Here is a 15,882-nt window from a genome sequence, read left to right as displayed (position 1 = left end):
TTTAGTAGAATTATATAACAATTGGAATATTTGTCAAATATTTTTTCAATTTAATCTTCTAAGGCATTTTTTATATCTGCCAAAATATCATCTACATCTTCTATTCCAATTGATAATCTTATCAAATTCGACCCAATTCCTACTTCTTTTAATTGGTCATCAGATAACTGCCTGTGGGTTGAGCTTGCAGGATGAAGGGCGTAGGATCTTAAATCTGCTACGTGAACACATAAGCTTAAAAGTTCTAATTTTTCTATAAATTTCTTAGCTTTTTCACGTCCTCCTTTTATCTCAAAAGATATAAGCCCTCCACCAGCTTTTAAATATTTTTTGGAAAGTTCATAGTTTTTGCTTGATTGTAAATAGGCATAATTTACAGCTTCTACCTTATCAGATTTTTCTAAAAATTTTGCAACTTCAAGGGCATTTTCACTTGTTTTTTTCAATCTTAGTGAAAGAGTATCAAGTCCTAAAAAGGTAAGATAAGCATTAAATGGCGAAATTATTGATCCAATATCCCTAAGTCCTACTGTCCTAAGTCTTGCAGCATAAGCAGCTTTTCCAAATTGTTCGGTATAAACTAAACCATGATAAGACTCATCAGCTACTGTAAGATAAGGAAAGTCTCCCTTATTCCAATCAAAATTTCCAGAATCTACAATAATTCCTCCCATAGCTGCTGCATGACCATCTAAATATTTTGATGATGAATAAGTTACTATATCACAACCAAAATCTATCGGTCTTACAAGGGCAGGAGTTGCAAGAGTATTATCTAGAATTAGAGGAATATTATTTTTGTGGGCAACATCTGCATATGATGAGATATCAATTACATCTGCTCTAGGGTTTGACAAAGTCTCCCCAAAAACAAGTTTTGTCTTACTATCAATTGCCTTTTTTAATTGATCTAGGTCATTTGAATCTACAAATCTTGTTTCTATACCAAAATTTTTTATTATATTTCCAAGTAAATTAAATGTGCCCCCGTAAATATTATTTACTGCAACAATATTATCCCCACTTTTAGCAATATTTAAAACTGCCAAAAGATTTGCTGCTTGCCCACTTGATGTTGCTACTGCTGCAAGGCCCCCATCTAAGGCTGCAATTTTTTTCTCAAGTGCATCTACTGTAGGATTTGCAATTCTTGTATAAAAATATCCTTCTTCTTTCAAATCAAATAAATTTGCAACGGTATCTGGACTATCATATTTAAAAGTTGTTGATTGGCTTATTGGTGGAATCCTACTTTCTCCATTTTTTGGATCCCATCCAGCTTGGGCGCAAAGTGTGTCAAATTTTGTAAATTTTTTAGTCATTTTTCTCTCCTTATAATTTTCCATAATAAAAAAGAGCCCTCATCCTAAAAAGGACGAAGACTCGTGTTACCACCTTAATTTATTATATACTCACGCATATAAACTCATCAGCTACTATATTTTAAATAAGAAAAATATTTTATAGCCTAGCCCTGTAACGGGAGCACCCGGAAAAATCTAAATATCGACTTTTCCTAAAAAAAGACCATGTTCACAAAAAACCCATCTACTTCTTTCACCAAAACGAATCTCTCTGTAATCAGTTTTTCTTGCTACTCTTCTTTTTGTTAAGTTTATTTATTTCTTAAACTTAAATGAATTATATAAATATTTTGAATTTTTGTCAAATTTTTTTATAATTTTACATTTTCTTTTAAATTTTCTCTAGCTTGACTCATCATTAATTTGACCCTATTAATTTGGTTAACTTCGCTTGCACCCGGATCGTAGTCGATTGCTACAATATTTGCTTGTGGGTAAATTTCTCTGATTTTTTTCATTACCCCTTTTCCAGTAATGTGGTTTGGAAGACAACCAAATGGTTGGATACAAACAATATTTGGAGCATCTTGGTGGATTAATTCTACCATTTCTCCTGCAAGTAGCCAACCCTCTCCTGCTTGATTTCCTATACTTGTAACTTCTTTTGCAAAATCTACCACATCATTTATATAAACAGGTTCTGAAAATCTTTTTGAATTTTTTAAGGCCTTTCTTATAGGCTTTCTATAAATTTCAATTGTATTTATGACAGTTTTTCCGAAAAATGCTGTCCAAGGGCTTTTTCCATATAAATCTTTTTTAATTTCTGTATTTTTTAAGCAATACATAAAAAAGTCCATTAAATCCGGAACAATAACTTCTGCCCCTTCTTCTTCCAAAGTATCTTGGAGATGGTTATTTGCTTCTTGTAAATATTTTACAAGAATTTCTCCAACAATTCCTGCCTTTGGTTTTTTGATATCTAAAATTTCAACATTATCAAATTCTTCTACAATATCATTAATAATTTCTCTGTAGGTTTTTGAACTCATTTTTACAATATTATCCCTACAAATTTCAATCCATTTTTCTTTTAATTTATTTACAGATCCTTTTTCTTTTTCGTAAGGTCTTGTTGCATTTGAAACCCTATTTATTAAATCTCCCAAAAGTAAGGACCTAAGAGCATTTATTAAAAGTGGAATATTTGAAACTTTTTTAAGGTCAAAGCCTGAATGTGATTCTATTCCTTGGGCCGATAAAGCAATTACGGGAATTTGTGGATAACCTGCATCTTTTAGGGCCTTTCTTATATAGCCAACATAATTTGATGCACGACAAGCTCCACCTGTTTGAGTCATTAATAGGGCTAGTTTATTTGGATCATATCTTCCAGAATTTACAGCCTCCATAAGTTGGCCAACAACTGTAATTGATGGATAACATGAATCATTGTTTACATATTTTAAACCATTATCAATAACTTTTTCATCAACCTTATTTAAAAATTCAATATTGTATCCGCTGCCATTAAAAAGTTTTTCCAAAATTTGAAAATGCTCTCTTGCCATTTGTGGGGCAAGGATTGTGTAACCCGCATCCTTCATCTCTTTGGTAAATTCATGGTTTTCATAAGATATCTTATCTTCTTTTTTTCTTAAGTGAATATCTTCGTCATTTTGTTGGCTTAGGGCTTGAATTAATGACCTAATCCTAATTTTTACAGCTCCAAGGTTTGAAACTTCATCGATTTTTAATAAGGTATAAATTTTTCCATTTGCTTCTAATATATCTTGTACTTGGTCAGTTGTAACTGCATCAAGCCCACAACCAAATGAATTTAGTTGAACCAATTGAAGACATGGATCTTTTCCTACAAATTCTGCTGCCCTGTAAAGTCTTGCATGATAAGACCATTGATCCAAAACTCTAGTCTTATTTTCCAAATCTTCTGTAGAATAGGCAAGAGCATCTTCAGATAAAACTGGGATTCTCATAGATTCAATTAATTCTGGAATTCCGTGATTTATTTCAGGATCAATATGGTAAGGACGACCTGCAAGAACTATTGCTTTTTCATTATTTACATGAACATATTCAAGAATTTCTCTTCCCTTTTTTCTAATATCTTCATGATATTCTTCCTGTTTTACCCAGGCATTTTTTACTGCATTTATAATTTGGTTTTTCTTTAAAACAAATCCATCATGCTCATATCCTTCAAAAATTTCAACTAGCCTATCAGAAATTATTTTTTCTGATTCAAATGAAAGATATGGCGCCATATATTTTACATTTTTTAACCCATCAACATTATTTTCTATTACATCAGGATAACCTGAAACAACTGGACAATTCATGTGATTTTGTGCCTTGTCAAATTGCTTGTATTCATAAAAAATTGCAGGATAAAATAAAATATCTATATCTTTTTCTAGTAAATTTTCTATATGACCATGGGTAATTTTTGCAGGATAACAGGCAGTTTCTGATGAAATTGTTGCAATTCCTTTTTCATAAATTTCCCTATTTGACTTATCAGATAAAACTACATCAAAGCCAAGAGAGGTGAAAAATTCATGCCAGAAAGGATAATCTTCGTACATATTTAAGACTCTAGGAAGACCAACTTTTCCAAGAATATTTTTCTCTCCCAAGGTCTTCCTATCAAATAATAATTTATTTTTGAATTTGTACATATTAAGATCGGCCAAAGTTTCTTCTTGTTTTACTCCTGCCCCTCTTTCGCACCTATTTCCTGTAATAAATCTTGACCCATCTGGGAAAATATTTATTTGTAGCGAACAATTGTTGGTACATCTTCCACACCTTGCAGATTTTTGAGTGTAGGTGAAATTATCTATCTCAGCTTCTGATAAAATTTTGGAATGGCCTGTTGATTTTTCTTTAGAAATTAAGGCCATGCCCATAGCCCCCATAAGTCCAGAAATTTCAGGTCTGGTTACACTTCTTGATGATAATTTTTCAAAGGCTCTTAAAATTGCATCCCCATAAAAAGTTCCACCTTGAACAACTATATTTTTTCCAAGAGATTTTGGATCACGCACTTTTATAACTTTTTGTATGGCATTTTTTATTACTGAATAACAAAGACCTGCTGCTATATCAGAAACATCAGCCCCTTCTTTTTGAGCTTGTTTTACCTTTGAATTCATAAAAACTGTGCATCTTGAACCCAAATCTGCAGGTTCTTTTGCAAAAAGAGCCTTTTTTTTGAAATTCTTCTACAGAAAGTCCAACACTTGCTGCAAAGGTAGACAAAAATGACCCACAGCCTGATGAACATGATTCATTTAATTGGATAGAATCGATAATTCCATCACGAATATGCATAGCCTTCATATCTTGGCCACCAATATCCAAAATAAAGTCTACCTCTGGATCAAAAAATTTAGCTGCAGAATAATGGGCGATAGTTTCAACTTCTCCGTTGTCAATATGAAGAGCCTTTCTAATAAACTCTTCCCCATAACCACAAATTCCTGATGAGACAATTTTTGCTTTTGGTGAAATTTTTTTGTAAGCATCTTTTAGCATAGAAATTACAACTTCAAGTGGTTTTCCAAGATTCATCCTATAATCTTGGTGTAGTATTTCATTATCTTCACTAATTAGGACAATTTTTGAAGTAGTAGATCCTGCATCTATTCCTAGGAAAATTTCTCCCTCATAATCTTCTATATCTTTATATTTTACAAGATTTGTTTCATGGTTTTTCTTAAAATTTTCATAATCTTTTTCATTATCAAAAAGCCTATCCATTTTTTTGGTCATTTCCATATCCACTTTTTTATCTTCTCTCAAAGATTTAATAAGTGATTTATAAGAAATAGGCTTTTCATCCTTTGATAAAATTGCAGCACCCTTTGCCACATAAGTTTGGGCATCGTCTGGAATATAAAAATTATTTTCTTCTTCTCCTAAAGTTTCTATAAATCTATCTCTAAGAGCCTTTAAAAAATGTAGTGGTCCACCTAAAAAAGTTACATTTCCCTTAATAGGCCTACCACAGGCAAGGTTTGAAATTGTTTGATTTACAACTGATTGGAAAACAGAAATAGCTATATCTTCCCTGCTAGCTCCTTGGTTCATTAAAGCTTGGATATCAGTTTTTGCAAAAACTCCACAACGACTTGCTATAGGATAAATTTTTTTATAATTTTTGCTAAGCTCATTTAATCCTTGCGCATCAGTATCAAGAAGGGCTGCCATTTGGTCAATAAAAGCGCCAGTACCACCAGCGCAAATAGAGTTCATTCTTTGTTCAACAGAACCTTTAAGATAAGTTATTTTTGAATCCTCACCACCAAGTTCAATCACAACATCAGTATTGGGAATAAATTCTTTTATTGCCCTAGTTTCTGCAATAACTTCTTGGACAAAATTAATTCCCAAATATTTTTCAACAAACATTCCACCTGAGCCTGTGACATTAACTGTCAAAAAATCATCTTTGAACCTATCATAAGCTTCATTTAAAACGTCTGTAACTGTTTGTTTTACATCTGATTTATGCCTTCTGTAGACAGAATAAAGAGTGTTAAACTTATCATCAGTAATAACAATCTTTACAGTCGTAGAGCCGACATCAAGACCCATATGTAAATTCATATTCTATCCTTTCCTATATATCTTAAAAAAATATTTTATATTTAAAATCATCATAGAATTTTTATAAAATTCCACTATATATATTCTATTACAATAAAAAGTAAATACAAGCAAATAAGTTGGTTTTATCCATTAAATTATATGAAAATTATTTTGTAAAATAATTTAAAATTTATATAAAAACTTGGTAAAATTATCATTCAAACTTGTATCACTATATAGTAAATTAAATTCTCAAAATTATCAAGGATTATTCAGAAATTATATATTATAAAAAACGATAAAAATAAGCATAAAAAAAGCCTTCATAAAGAAGGCAATAATTATTTTCTTAAATCTTTTACCATTTTAGAAATTTCTTTAAAATTTTCATCCTTTGCATCGCTTGCCAAGTCAAACATTAACATTTCTGTATTTACAAGGCTTGCTCCCATATCAGAAATTGCTTTTAATCCCAAATCTTTTTGTTCTTTATTAAAGCTTGAGACTGCATCTTCCACTACAAAAACCTTGTAGCCTTCAAATAATAATCTTCTTACTGTTTGAAATACACAAATATGACTTTCAGCTCCTGTAATTACTACATTTGTTATCTTATTTTCTTTTAAATAAGAAGAAACTTCATCAGTTATTGCATCAAAGCTTGTTTTTGAAAAAATATGGTCATCATCAAGATACTCTTTAATATCTTCTAGGCTTTGGCCAAGACCTTTTGGATATTGTTCTGTTGCAATTTTTTTCATTCCATACATATCAAAAACTTTTAAAAGTGTCGCTGATCTTTTTACAATTTTTTCAGACTCAAAAATTGCTGGCATCAATTTTTCTTGTAGGTCTATCACCAACAAAAGTGTATTTTCCTTATTATCATAAGTTTTTGTATCAAAATTATAGCCTTCAATATAAAAATTTCCTATTTCTCTTTCCATAAATCCCCCTGCTTTTTATCTTCATCTTTTAATTTTTTATCAATAGTCGATAAGACCCTTGCCTTGTTTTTTGACCAAATTGGCCAAATAATTTTATCACGACGTCCATCACCTGTTAGTCTTTGGATGATTATATTTGGATCTAAATTCTCCAAAATAAGTATAACATAATCCACATACTGATCCAAAGTCATAGTAAAGTCATTTTGATTTTTCAAATAATAATTATAAATTCTTGAGCCTTTTTCTATATAAAGATTGTGAACTTTAATCCCCCAAAACTTTCTTTTGTTTATATAAGAGATGTCATTTAAAAAATCATCAATATCTTCATTAGGAAGACCAATGATAATATGGGCCAAAGTTTTTATATTTTTTTCATTTAATTTCAAAAGACCCTGATCAAATTCCTTGTGGCTATAGCCCCTATTTATAAATTCTATAGATTTTTCATTTACAGATTGAAGGCCTAGTTCTACAACAAGAAAAGTTTTTTTATTTAAATCATCCAGTAAGTCTATAACCTCATCTGAAAGGCAATCTGCACGAGTTGCAATAGAAAGCCCCATAATATTAGGATTATTTATTGCCCCATAAAATAATTTTTTCATCTTTTGGATATTCCCATAGGTTGAGGTGAAATTTTGAAAATATGCCATATAGCCTTCTTTTCTATTTTCTTTTTTTAATCTATTTATTTGAAAATCAATTTGCTTATCCAAATCATCATATTTTGTAAAATCTCCAGCTCCATTTTCTGAGCAATAAATACAGCCTAATTTTGAAATTTTTCCGTCCCTATTTGGACAAGTAAATCCCCCATCAAGGGGAATTTTTATTATTTTTTATTAAAACTTTTTTTAAAATAAGAATCTAGATCCCTATATCTTTTTTTATTTATTTCCATAATTTTATTTTACTTTTATATAAAAAAAAGACACCTCTCGGTATCTTTTGCTTGCTTATTGAAAGTTTTATATTCTATTTATCTTTAATTATCTTCGTATGGCAATAAAGCTACTTGTCTAGCTCTTTTGATTGCTCTTGTAATTTCTCTTTGATGTTTCGCATTTAGTCCTGTAACTCTTCTTGGAAGGATTTTTCCTCTATCAGAAATAAATCTTTTTAGAGTATCAATATCCTTATAATCTATTACTTTTGAAGGGTCTTTGACAAATGGATCGACTTTTTTTCTTGGTCTGAAATTTCTACGCATTTTATCCTCCTAAAATCTAGAAAGGAATTCTTCCGTCGTCTTCAATTTCTGTAAAGTCATCGTCAAAAAAGTCATCGTTATTATTATTCATGTTTTGATTGTTATTTTGTTGGAAATTATTTGAATTATTGTAGGATCTGTCTTGGTTCATATCTCCAAAACCATTATCTTGGTTCATTGGATTGTTGTTATTTTGATATTGACCTTCTGATCTTGATTCTAAAAATTCAACCCTGTCTGCTACAACATCTGTTGTATAGACCATTTTTCCATCTTTATCTTGGTAAGATCCTGTTTGGATTCTACCATCTATCGCACATTGATTTCCTTTTTTAAGATATCTTGATACATTTTCAGCTTGTACTCCCCATACTGTAATTCGTGGAAAATCAGCTGTTGGACGATTCATTGATTCCATTTCTTGTCTTTTTTGTTTACTTAAACCTCTATCAACTGCTAAGGAAAAACTAACAACTGCTTGTCCTTGTTGAGTATATCTCAAGTCAGGATCTTTTGTAAGTCTTCCTATAAGAAAAACTTTATTCATTTAGTCCTCTTTTCTGATTACCATGAATCTTAGAATTAAATCAGATATTCTTAATCTTCTTTCAAATTCTTTGATGTGGTCACCACTAGCTTTAAAATCAACGATATAATAATATCCTTCTTTGATATAATTGATTTCGTATGCAAGTTTTCTTTTTCCCCAGTCATCTACAGATTCTACTTCTCCATTATCAGCTATAATGCCTTTGAAGATTTCTAAAGATTTATTTCTCTCTTCATCTGAAACTTCTGGTTTGTAAATCAATACTGCTTCGTAGTTATTCATCTTATTCACCTCCCTTTGGTCTTTGACCCCGATCTATTGTCGGAGTAGAGAATTCTTATCTATGTTACTATAATCTATTTAAAAAGTCAATAAATTTCTTAAATAAATTCAGAAGAATTTTCTATTTTTGAAAAATAAATTGCATTTGCAATCGCACGAGCCATAACTTTTGCTCCAAGGCTTCCTACAAGATTTAAATCTGCCTTTACTTTATTAGTTGCAAGAGAGAAAATTGTATCTCCATCCATCATAGTATGAACGGGTCTTATAGCTCTGGCATAACCGTTGTGAGTCATTGAGGCGATTTTTCTAAGTTCAGTTTTAGAAAATTTTCCATTTGTTGCAACAATTCCAATTGTTGTGTTCAAAGAATTTTTTTCAGAAATTTTTTCTAAAACTTCAATAGTTGGAATAAATTTATTATTTTTTAAAATTCCTGCTATTTGTTTATTTTTTTCATCATCAAAAATATCTCCCATGGCATTTACAGCAACTATTGCAGACACTTTTAAATCTCCAAGACTTATTGTTGCAGATCCTAGTCCTGATTTCATAGAAAATCCTTTTCCCAAGGCCTTTCCAACTGTAGCTCCAGTACCTGCTCCAATTATTCCTTGACGATTTTCATCAAAACTTGCATTTTTATAAGCATCACTTCCCATTTTTTTGTCTGGTCTAATTTTATAAGATTTATAATCCAAATCGTACAAAATTGCTTGTGGAACTATGGGAACAATTCCGCTTGTAACCTTAAAACCAATCCCATCTTTTTCCAATTCTTCAACAACTCCAATTGAACATGCAAGACCATAAGATGAACCTCCAGATAAAACGATAGCTGAAACTTCGCTTACAGTATTTACAGGATTTAATAAATCAGTTTCACGAGTCCCAGGTCCTCCCCCTCTTACATCAACACTTGCAGTATTTCCCCTTGGAGGAATTAAAACTGTAAGACCTGTTCCTGCATCAAAATTTTGAGCATGACCAACTTTTATTCCTTCGATGTCGGTAATGTAACCCTTATACATTTTTTCTCCTTGTTACAAATTTAAAATTATATTAATATATTAAGCTTAATCTTTCTTATACAACTAATAGCCATCAAGAGATCTCTCCACAAGGTCGAGATGGGTTTGTAGCTTATCTAATTAAAAAAATAAACTTAAGATTTAAATTATTAATATAATTTTATTAAACCTAAACTTTAGCCTAAAAATAAATACAGCAATAAACCATCTCGAGCAGATAAATGTGCCTTGATTTGGCACATTTATCCCTAAAACTAGTGTGAAAACACGGAAAAGTTTGTAACTCAAATAAGTTTTAGTAGCCGAGAGATCTATTTGATTAACTTTAGACATAAATTATAAATATTTCCTAAATTTATCGGCTAATAAATAATATTAATCCTACTTCCTATACTTATCCATCATTTCTGCAAAAACTTCTGCAGATGAAGGTGCTGTATAGGATATGGCATTTGCTCCTGCCTTTATTGTTTTTAAAATTGATTCTGGTTTTTTGCCACCTGTTGCAATTATTGGGAATTCATCTCCAATTAATTTTCTTATTTCAACTAATAACTCTGGAGTTTTTGGTCCTCCTGATACATTTAAAATTTCAGCTCCTGCTTCTATTTTTCCAACAACATCATCTTTAAATCCCGTTACAGTTGCAATTACTGGAATATCCACAAATTCTGAAATTGCCTTTATGTCCTTGTTTGGAATTGGGGAATTTACAACAACCCCATAAGCTCCTTCAAGTTCTGCATCAAAGGCTATGTATTTTGACCTTGCTCCTTGAGTTGTTCCTCCACCAACACCAATAAAACAAGGAACTGATGCCGTAGAAATTATTGATTGGGCAATTGTATTTTGTGGTGTGTAAGGATAAACTGCCATTATAGAATCTGCATTTGTATTTCTAATTATGGCAAGGTCGGTTGTAAATAAAAGAGATTTTATTCTTTTTTCATAAATTTTTATCCCACTTGCCCTGTAAATTTCCTCTGGCACTGTTATAAATGATTTTCTTAGTTTAGAGTGTACTTGGGGTACAAATTTTTTCATTTTTTCTTCCATAATTGTCTCCTTTTTTAATTTATATTCCAACTATTGGACAAATAAAGGCAAAAGATTCGTAAGATCTTAAGTTTATATTTTCAAAAATTTCTCTTTTAGAAATATTTCCAACTACAAAGATAGCCTTTTTCACATCCAAAAATCCTGGCAATTTTAATAAAATATTTTTTTGGGAGAGGTTATTTATTATAATAAAGGCCTTGTTTTTTCTATAATAAAGATAGGCTAAAACATCTTCGTCCTTGAAATTTAAGGAAAAATATCCACTATTTATTAAGTCAGAATAATCATAGCTTAAGACTATTAATTTTTTGTAAAAATCAAATATTTCCTTTCTTTCACTAAAAGCAAGATCCTCAATATTAAAGAGAGTTTCCTCCCCTTCTTTTATAAAAATATCATTTTTCCTTAATATAGTTATGATAGCCAAAAGTTTTGCACAATTTGTGTGAAAATGTTTAAAATCCAAAATATTTTCAGAAATAAAACCCAGGTCTTTATTTAAAGAAAATCCCACATCTTTTTTATTTTCTTCCAAAATATAAGACTTAAAGTCAATATTTTTGTAAGTATCCGATAAGTCTAGGCTAGGGATAAATTCATCCTTATTTTCTTTGGAATTTACAATAAATTTCATATCAAATTTTTCGAAAATATTTTCAAAATCTTGACTATTATCAAATAAAAAACCGTCAACTTCTCTTTCTTTCCAAAAATTTATTATGTTTACTAATTGACTTTCATTGGAAATTTTTTCTAAATCCATTCTCAAAATAACTTTTAAACCCAAATCATGAGCCTTTAAAATTTGATTTTCAAAATCAGATCTTTGACCAAATAATTTATTTATCTGAAAAAAATTTATAAAAATACCTTCAATTATTATATAATCAATTCCCAAAATTTTTCCTATCATAAACCTTGCATCAAGGTCATAAATATCCAAAAATCCCAAATTTGATCTATCTTTATTAAATTTTTTTGGGTAAGTCCTATAAAAAATATCTCCCATAATTCTCCTTATATTTACATTATATTTTTTAAATCTAAATAATCAAACACAAAATAAGAGTATAATAAACAAAGCTACAATTAAAGAAAGGATTAATATGTTAGAGCTTAAAAATATTAGTAAAATTTATAAAACAGGAGAAAGTGAACAAAAAGCTCTTGATGATATAAATATTTCATTTAGAAAAAATGAATTTGTTTCAATTTTAGGCCCATCTGGTGGTGGAAAAACTAGCCTTTTAAATATAATCGGCGGCCTTATGAATTATACATCAGGAGATTTAATCATAGATGGACGCTCTACCAAAAAATTTAAGGATAGGGATTGGGATTATTATAGAAACAGGTCGGTCGGCTTCGTTTTTCAATCCTATAACCTAATTGGCCATCAAAATATCTTAAAAAATGTAGAACTTGCCTTGACTCTTTCTGGTGAGAAAAAAAAATCTAAGGGAGGATTTGGCAAAAAAAGCCCTGGGAAAAGTAGGACTATCTGATCATATTTACAAAAAACCTGCCCAATTATCAGGTGGACAAATGCAAAGAGTTGCCATTGCCCGAGCCCTTGTAAATAATCCGGAAATAATTCTTGCCGATGAGCCAACAGGAGCCCTTGATACAGAAACTTCCAAAGAAATTATGAATTTGTTAAAAGAAGTTGCCAAAGACAGACTTGTAATTATTGTAACTCACAATCCAGAATTGGCAGAAAAGTATTCAACAAGGATTGTAAGATTAAAAGATGGGAAAATTTTATCAGATACCAACCCATATGAAGAAGAAAAAACAAGAGATGAATTTAAGACAAAAAAATTATCCCTCTCCCTTCCAACTGCCCTAAAACTTTCTTTTAACAACCTTTTGACAAAAAAAGCAAGGACTATCCTCACAGCCTTTGCAGGATCAATAGGAATTATTGGAATAGCCTTAATCCTATCTCTTTCAAATGGGGTTGATGATTTTATAAAGGAAAGTCAAAGAAAAACCTTAAAATCTTATCCCATAGAAATTAAGGAAGAAAGCCTAAATCTTGGGGAAAATTTCATGAGAGATCCTGCAGGAGATGAAATTCACAATAAAGATGATAAAAATATTTTAGCAAATAATGATATTTTAAAAAGAAAATCAACCCTTACATCGTCAATTTCGGAAAATAACCTATCTCCATTTAAGTCCTATCTGGATAAGAAAAATTTAAGTAAAACAATTGGAAAACATTCAACAAACTATATTTATAACTTAAATTTGCAAATATATGGAAAAGATAAGGATGGAAATCTTATAAATACTGATGGGTCAGATTTTAAAGATGACGATGACAATATGTTTTCATCAAATAATCCTTCAATTTTTAATATAGGATCAAGTGAACACAAAAATTTTAGGCAAATAATTTCTAACAAGGATGGATCAATTTCAAATATTGTAAAAGAAGAATATGATTTGATTGATGGAAAATGGCCAGAAAATGCCAATGAATTGGTTTTATTTACAGACAAAAATAATTCTGTTGATAGGGAAAGCTTGTATGAACTTGGAATTTTACCAAAAAAAGACTACAAAAATATCTTAAATAAAATGAAAGATGGAGAAAAAATTAAACTTGACCATCAAAAATAAAACAAAGGACTTAATAGGCCATGAATTTAAGGCCTTAATACCTGCTGATTTTTATAAAAAAGAAAATAATAAGTACAAAAATATAAAAGATGATGAAAATGAAAAGAAAAAAGCTATAGAAAATGCCTACAAAATAAAAATAGTAGGAATTGCCAGGGCAAAAAAGATAGCGAAACAAATCAAACAAATACTGCCCCTCTTGGTTTTACATCAAAATTTACTGATCAGATGATAAAAAGAGCAGGAGAGTCTCAAATTGTAAAAGACCAAGAAAAAATAAAGACATAAATATTTTAAATAATATTGCCTTTAAAGCAAAAGACCAAGAAAAAAGAAAGGCAAGTAAGTCATATCTTAAAAATTTAGAAGCTGACCAAAAATTAGAAGCCCAATCATTTTTGCTTGCAAATTCTGATAAATTAAAAGAAAATATCAAAAAAGCATCAATGAATCCACAAGTCGGACAAAAACAAGGACAAAATATGGATATAATTGGACTTTTCCTAAAAGATCCAGAAGATAAGGTCTTGGATAAATTATACGATGAAAAACTCCAATCAAATTCTTACCAAAATAACCTAGAAAATTTTGGTTATGTTTCCAAAAATGCCCCATCTGAAATAAAAATTTATGTGGAAAATTTTGAAAACAGGGACAAGGTAAAAAACATAATTGATGATTTTAACAAAAATAAAAAGAAAAAGACCAAATCCACTACACAGATTTTGTAGGACTTTTGACTTCATCAATAAGAACAATAATAAATGCAATTTCTTATGTACTAATTGCCTTTGTAGGGATTTCTCTAATAGTTTCATCAATAATGATTGGAATAATAACCTATATTTCCGTTTTAGAAAGGACAAAAGAAATAGGAATTTTAAGGTCAATTGGTGCTAGCAAAAAAGATATTAGAAAAGTTTTCTTGTCAGAAACTTTTATGGAAGGACTATTGTCAGGACTTCTTGGAGTTATTGTCACAATCCTTTTAAATATTCCAATAAGTAAAATCATACAAAATATGACAAATATTTCCTATATTAGGTCATCACTTCCTATAAAAGCTGGTGTAATTCTTGTAATAATTTCAGTTTTACTAACCTTAATTGCAGGAATTATTCCATCATCAATAGCATCTAAAAAAGACCCGGTTGAGGCTTTGCAAAGTGAATAAAATTTAAAAATAATTTCAAGTCAAATCTATTTAGATATTTTTCAAAATAGATTTGACTTTTTTTTATTTAGAATCTATAATAAAAATAGCTATTTAGATAATTATCAAAATAGAATGAAAGGTTGGTGATTTTTTGTTTTCTGATACTTTTAAAGCCTTATCAGATCCAGTAAGGATTGAAATTTTAAATTTATTAAGAAAAAAAGGGCGTATGAATGCAGGAGAAATTGCCAAAAATTTTGACCTATCAAGGGCAACCATCTCCCACCATTTAAAATTATTAAAAAATGAAGATTTAATCTATGAAACAAAAAAGAAAAATTTTATTTATTATGAGCTGAACACAAGTATTTTTGAAGAAATAATGGCTTGGTTTGTAAAATTTAAAGGAGGAGAAAATGAAAAATAAAATAAAATTTAAAAAAGAAAGTATAATATCAATAGTTTTTTCAATCTTGCTATTTGCCCTTGTAAATTTATTATTTTACAAAAAAAATGCCAGAAACTATACCAACTCACTGGGGCTTTAACAATGAAATTGATGATTATTCCACTAAGTTTAGTGCTTTTATAAAAACTCCAATATTTTTAATATTAATAAATATTTTTTCTTGTTTTATGTTAGATAATGATCCAAAAAACATAAATAAAAATAAGCTTATAATATTAATTGGAAAAGCTACTGTTCCACTCGTTTTACTTATAACCTTCATGATAAGCGTTTTTTATGGTTTAGGTAAAGAAATAAATGTTATGGTGATAGTATCTTTATTTGTAGGTTTTCTCTTAATTATAATAGGAAACTATCTTCCAAAAACTAAAAGAAATTATACGGTTGGAATAAAACTTCCTTGGACCTTAAATAGTGACGAAAATTGGAGAAAAACTCACAGACTTGGTGGCTATACTTTTATATTAGGTGGACTTATTTTCTTATTAAGTCCATTTGTGGGAAATCAATATTTAATTTTAATAACCATAGCTGTAATATTTTTTATTCCAATGATTTATTCTTTTTATCTATACAAAAATGGAATTTAAACACAAAAAAAGCATTGAATAATTCAATGCTTTTTT

At 29.8% G+C, this 15,882-nt stretch carries 17 protein-coding genes and 1 pseudogene; 8 read left to right on the top strand and 10 right to left on the bottom strand.

The genetic code is table 11. The features are described from left to right. Positions 1-50: 50 nt before the first annotated feature. From ANHYDRO_RS08225 to ANHYDRO_RS08180, 10 genes and pseudogenes are all read right to left on the bottom strand, one after another. Positions 51-1,322 carry an O-acetylhomoserine aminocarboxypropyltransferase/cysteine synthase family protein gene (locus ANHYDRO_RS08225; RefSeq protein ID WP_039914471.1) on the bottom strand — a complete coding sequence of 424 codons (1,272 nt, stop codon included), beginning with the start codon at positions 1,320-1,322 and terminating at the stop codon, positions 51-53. 353 nt (positions 1,323-1,675) lie between these two features. After that, a pseudogene (locus tag ANHYDRO_RS08220) lies at positions 1,676-5,936 on the bottom strand (acyl-CoA dehydratase activase-related protein). Between the two features lie 323 nt (positions 5,937-6,259). Beyond that, the gene (locus ANHYDRO_RS08215; RefSeq protein ID WP_004815580.1) at positions 6,260-6,865 is read right to left on the bottom strand and encodes an isochorismatase family protein; all 606 of its coding nucleotides are present in this window, start codon (positions 6,863-6,865) and stop codon (positions 6,260-6,262) included. Then, on the bottom strand, positions 6,850-7,653 hold the full coding sequence (gene mnmL / locus ANHYDRO_RS08210; RefSeq protein ID WP_244261674.1) for a tRNA modification radical SAM protein MnmL/YtqA: 804 nt from the start codon (positions 7,651-7,653) through the stop codon (positions 6,850-6,852). Before mnmL ends, ANHYDRO_RS08215 begins: the two co-directional genes overlap by 16 nt. Before the next feature lie 203 nt (positions 7,654-7,856). Then, on the bottom strand, positions 7,857-8,081 hold the full coding sequence (gene rpsR / locus ANHYDRO_RS08205; protein ID WP_004815577.1) for a 30S ribosomal protein S18: 225 nt from the start codon (positions 8,079-8,081) through the stop codon (positions 7,857-7,859). Positions 8,082-8,097: 16 nt separating this feature from the next. Beyond that, on the bottom strand, positions 8,098-8,628 hold the full coding sequence (locus ANHYDRO_RS08200) for a single-stranded DNA-binding protein (RefSeq protein WP_004815575.1): 531 nt from the start codon (positions 8,626-8,628) through the stop codon (positions 8,098-8,100). Further along, positions 8,629-8,913, bottom strand: coding sequence for a 30S ribosomal protein S6 (gene rpsF, locus ANHYDRO_RS08195; protein WP_004815573.1), 285 nt, complete (start codon positions 8,911-8,913; stop codon positions 8,629-8,631). Between the two features lie 98 nt (positions 8,914-9,011). After that, entirely contained in the window at positions 9,012-9,944 is a 933-nt protein-coding gene (locus tag ANHYDRO_RS08190; protein WP_004815571.1) for a P1 family peptidase, read from the bottom strand. Between the two features lie 381 nt (positions 9,945-10,325). Further along, positions 10,326-11,000 carry a hydrolase gene (locus ANHYDRO_RS08185; RefSeq protein ID WP_039914467.1) on the bottom strand — a complete coding sequence of 225 codons (675 nt, stop codon included), beginning with the start codon at positions 10,998-11,000 and terminating at the stop codon, positions 10,326-10,328. A gap of 19 nt (positions 11,001-11,019) precedes the next feature. Beyond that, entirely contained in the window at positions 11,020-12,012 is a 993-nt protein-coding gene (locus ANHYDRO_RS08180) for an alpha-amylase family protein (protein WP_004815567.1), read from the bottom strand. 97 nt (positions 12,013-12,109) lie between these two features. Here ANHYDRO_RS08180 and ANHYDRO_RS11280 point away from each other — a divergent pair, with 97 nt between their 5' ends. The 8 genes from ANHYDRO_RS11280 (at position 12,110) to ANHYDRO_RS08145 (ending at position 15,846) form a co-directional block, all read left to right on the top strand. Further along, on the top strand, positions 12,110-12,508 hold the full coding sequence (locus ANHYDRO_RS11280) for an ATP-binding cassette domain-containing protein (RefSeq protein ID WP_004815565.1): 399 nt from the start codon (positions 12,110-12,112) through the stop codon (positions 12,506-12,508). Beyond that, the gene (locus tag ANHYDRO_RS09785) at positions 12,471-13,631 is read left to right on the top strand and encodes an ABC transporter ATP-binding protein (RefSeq protein WP_004815562.1); all 1,161 of its coding nucleotides are present in this window, start codon (positions 12,471-12,473) and stop codon (positions 13,629-13,631) included. The genes ANHYDRO_RS11280 and ANHYDRO_RS09785 overlap by 38 nt, the downstream gene beginning before the upstream one ends. Continuing rightward, entirely contained in the window at positions 13,597-13,863 is a 267-nt protein-coding gene (locus tag ANHYDRO_RS10910) for a hypothetical protein (protein ID WP_004815560.1), read from the top strand. The genes ANHYDRO_RS09785 and ANHYDRO_RS10910 overlap by 35 nt, the downstream gene beginning before the upstream one ends. A gap of 166 nt (positions 13,864-14,029) precedes the next feature. Further along, positions 14,030-14,362: a hypothetical protein gene (locus ANHYDRO_RS10905; protein ID WP_004815558.1), complete on the top strand. Its 333-nt coding sequence runs from the start codon at positions 14,030-14,032 to the stop codon at positions 14,360-14,362. A gap of 5 nt (positions 14,363-14,367) precedes the next feature. Beyond that, the gene (locus ANHYDRO_RS08155) at positions 14,368-14,805 is read left to right on the top strand and encodes an ABC transporter permease (protein WP_039914460.1); all 438 of its coding nucleotides are present in this window, start codon (positions 14,368-14,370) and stop codon (positions 14,803-14,805) included. A 133-nt stretch (positions 14,806-14,938) separates the two neighbouring features. Next, entirely contained in the window at positions 14,939-15,214 is a 276-nt protein-coding gene (locus ANHYDRO_RS08150) for an autorepressor SdpR family transcription factor (RefSeq protein WP_004815554.1), read from the top strand. Beyond that, complete coding sequence (locus ANHYDRO_RS11275) at positions 15,204-15,335, top strand: hypothetical protein (RefSeq protein WP_004815552.1); 132 nt, start codon at positions 15,204-15,206, stop codon at positions 15,333-15,335. Before ANHYDRO_RS08150 ends, ANHYDRO_RS11275 begins: the two co-directional genes overlap by 11 nt. Then, entirely contained in the window at positions 15,301-15,846 is a 546-nt protein-coding gene (locus tag ANHYDRO_RS08145; protein ID WP_004815550.1) for an SdpI family protein, read from the top strand. The genes ANHYDRO_RS11275 and ANHYDRO_RS08145 overlap by 35 nt, the downstream gene beginning before the upstream one ends. The last annotated feature ends 36 nt before the right edge of the window (positions 15,847-15,882 follow it).

This window comes from Anaerococcus hydrogenalis DSM 7454, assembly GCF_000173355.1.
Lineage (GTDB): Bacteria > Bacillota > Clostridia > Tissierellales > Peptoniphilaceae > Anaerococcus > Anaerococcus hydrogenalis.
This window is presented reverse-complemented; position numbering and strand designations above follow the sequence as displayed.

What these genes read in the sequence shown, in the direction of transcription:
- rpsR (WP_004815577.1), bottom strand. Translation starts at nt 8,081, where the DNA reads ATGCGTAGAAATTTCAGACCAAGAAAAAAAGTCGATCCATTTGTCAAA.
- ANHYDRO_RS10910 (WP_004815560.1), top strand. Translation starts at nt 13,597, where the DNA reads ATGGAGAAAAAATTAAACTTGACCATCAAAAATAAAACAAAGGACTTA.
- ANHYDRO_RS08225 (WP_039914471.1), bottom strand. Translation starts at nt 1,322, where the DNA reads ATGACTAAAAAATTTACAAAATTTGACACACTTTGCGCCCAAGCTGGA.
- rpsF (WP_004815573.1), bottom strand. Translation starts at nt 8,913, where the DNA reads ATGAATAACTACGAAGCAGTATTGATTTACAAACCAGAAGTTTCAGAT.
- ANHYDRO_RS08180 (WP_004815567.1), bottom strand. Translation starts at nt 12,012, where the DNA reads ATGGGAGATATTTTTTATAGGACTTACCCAAAAAAATTTAATAAAGAT.
- ANHYDRO_RS08185 (WP_039914467.1), bottom strand. Translation starts at nt 11,000, where the DNA reads ATGGAAGAAAAAATGAAAAAATTTGTACCCCAAGTACACTCTAAACTA.
- ANHYDRO_RS08200 (WP_004815575.1), bottom strand. Translation starts at nt 8,628, where the DNA reads ATGAATAAAGTTTTTCTTATAGGAAGACTTACAAAAGATCCTGACTTG.
- ANHYDRO_RS08145 (WP_004815550.1), top strand. Translation starts at nt 15,301, where the DNA reads ATGCCAGAAACTATACCAACTCACTGGGGCTTTAACAATGAAATTGAT.
- ANHYDRO_RS11280 (WP_004815565.1), top strand. Translation starts at nt 12,110, where the DNA reads ATGTTAGAGCTTAAAAATATTAGTAAAATTTATAAAACAGGAGAAAGT.
- ANHYDRO_RS08190 (WP_004815571.1), bottom strand. Translation starts at nt 9,944, where the DNA reads ATGTATAAGGGTTACATTACCGACATCGAAGGAATAAAAGTTGGTCAT.
- ANHYDRO_RS11275 (WP_004815552.1), top strand. Translation starts at nt 15,204, where the DNA reads ATGAAAAATAAAATAAAATTTAAAAAAGAAAGTATAATATCAATAGTT.
- ANHYDRO_RS08215 (WP_004815580.1), bottom strand. Translation starts at nt 6,865, where the DNA reads ATGGAAAGAGAAATAGGAAATTTTTATATTGAAGGCTATAATTTTGAT.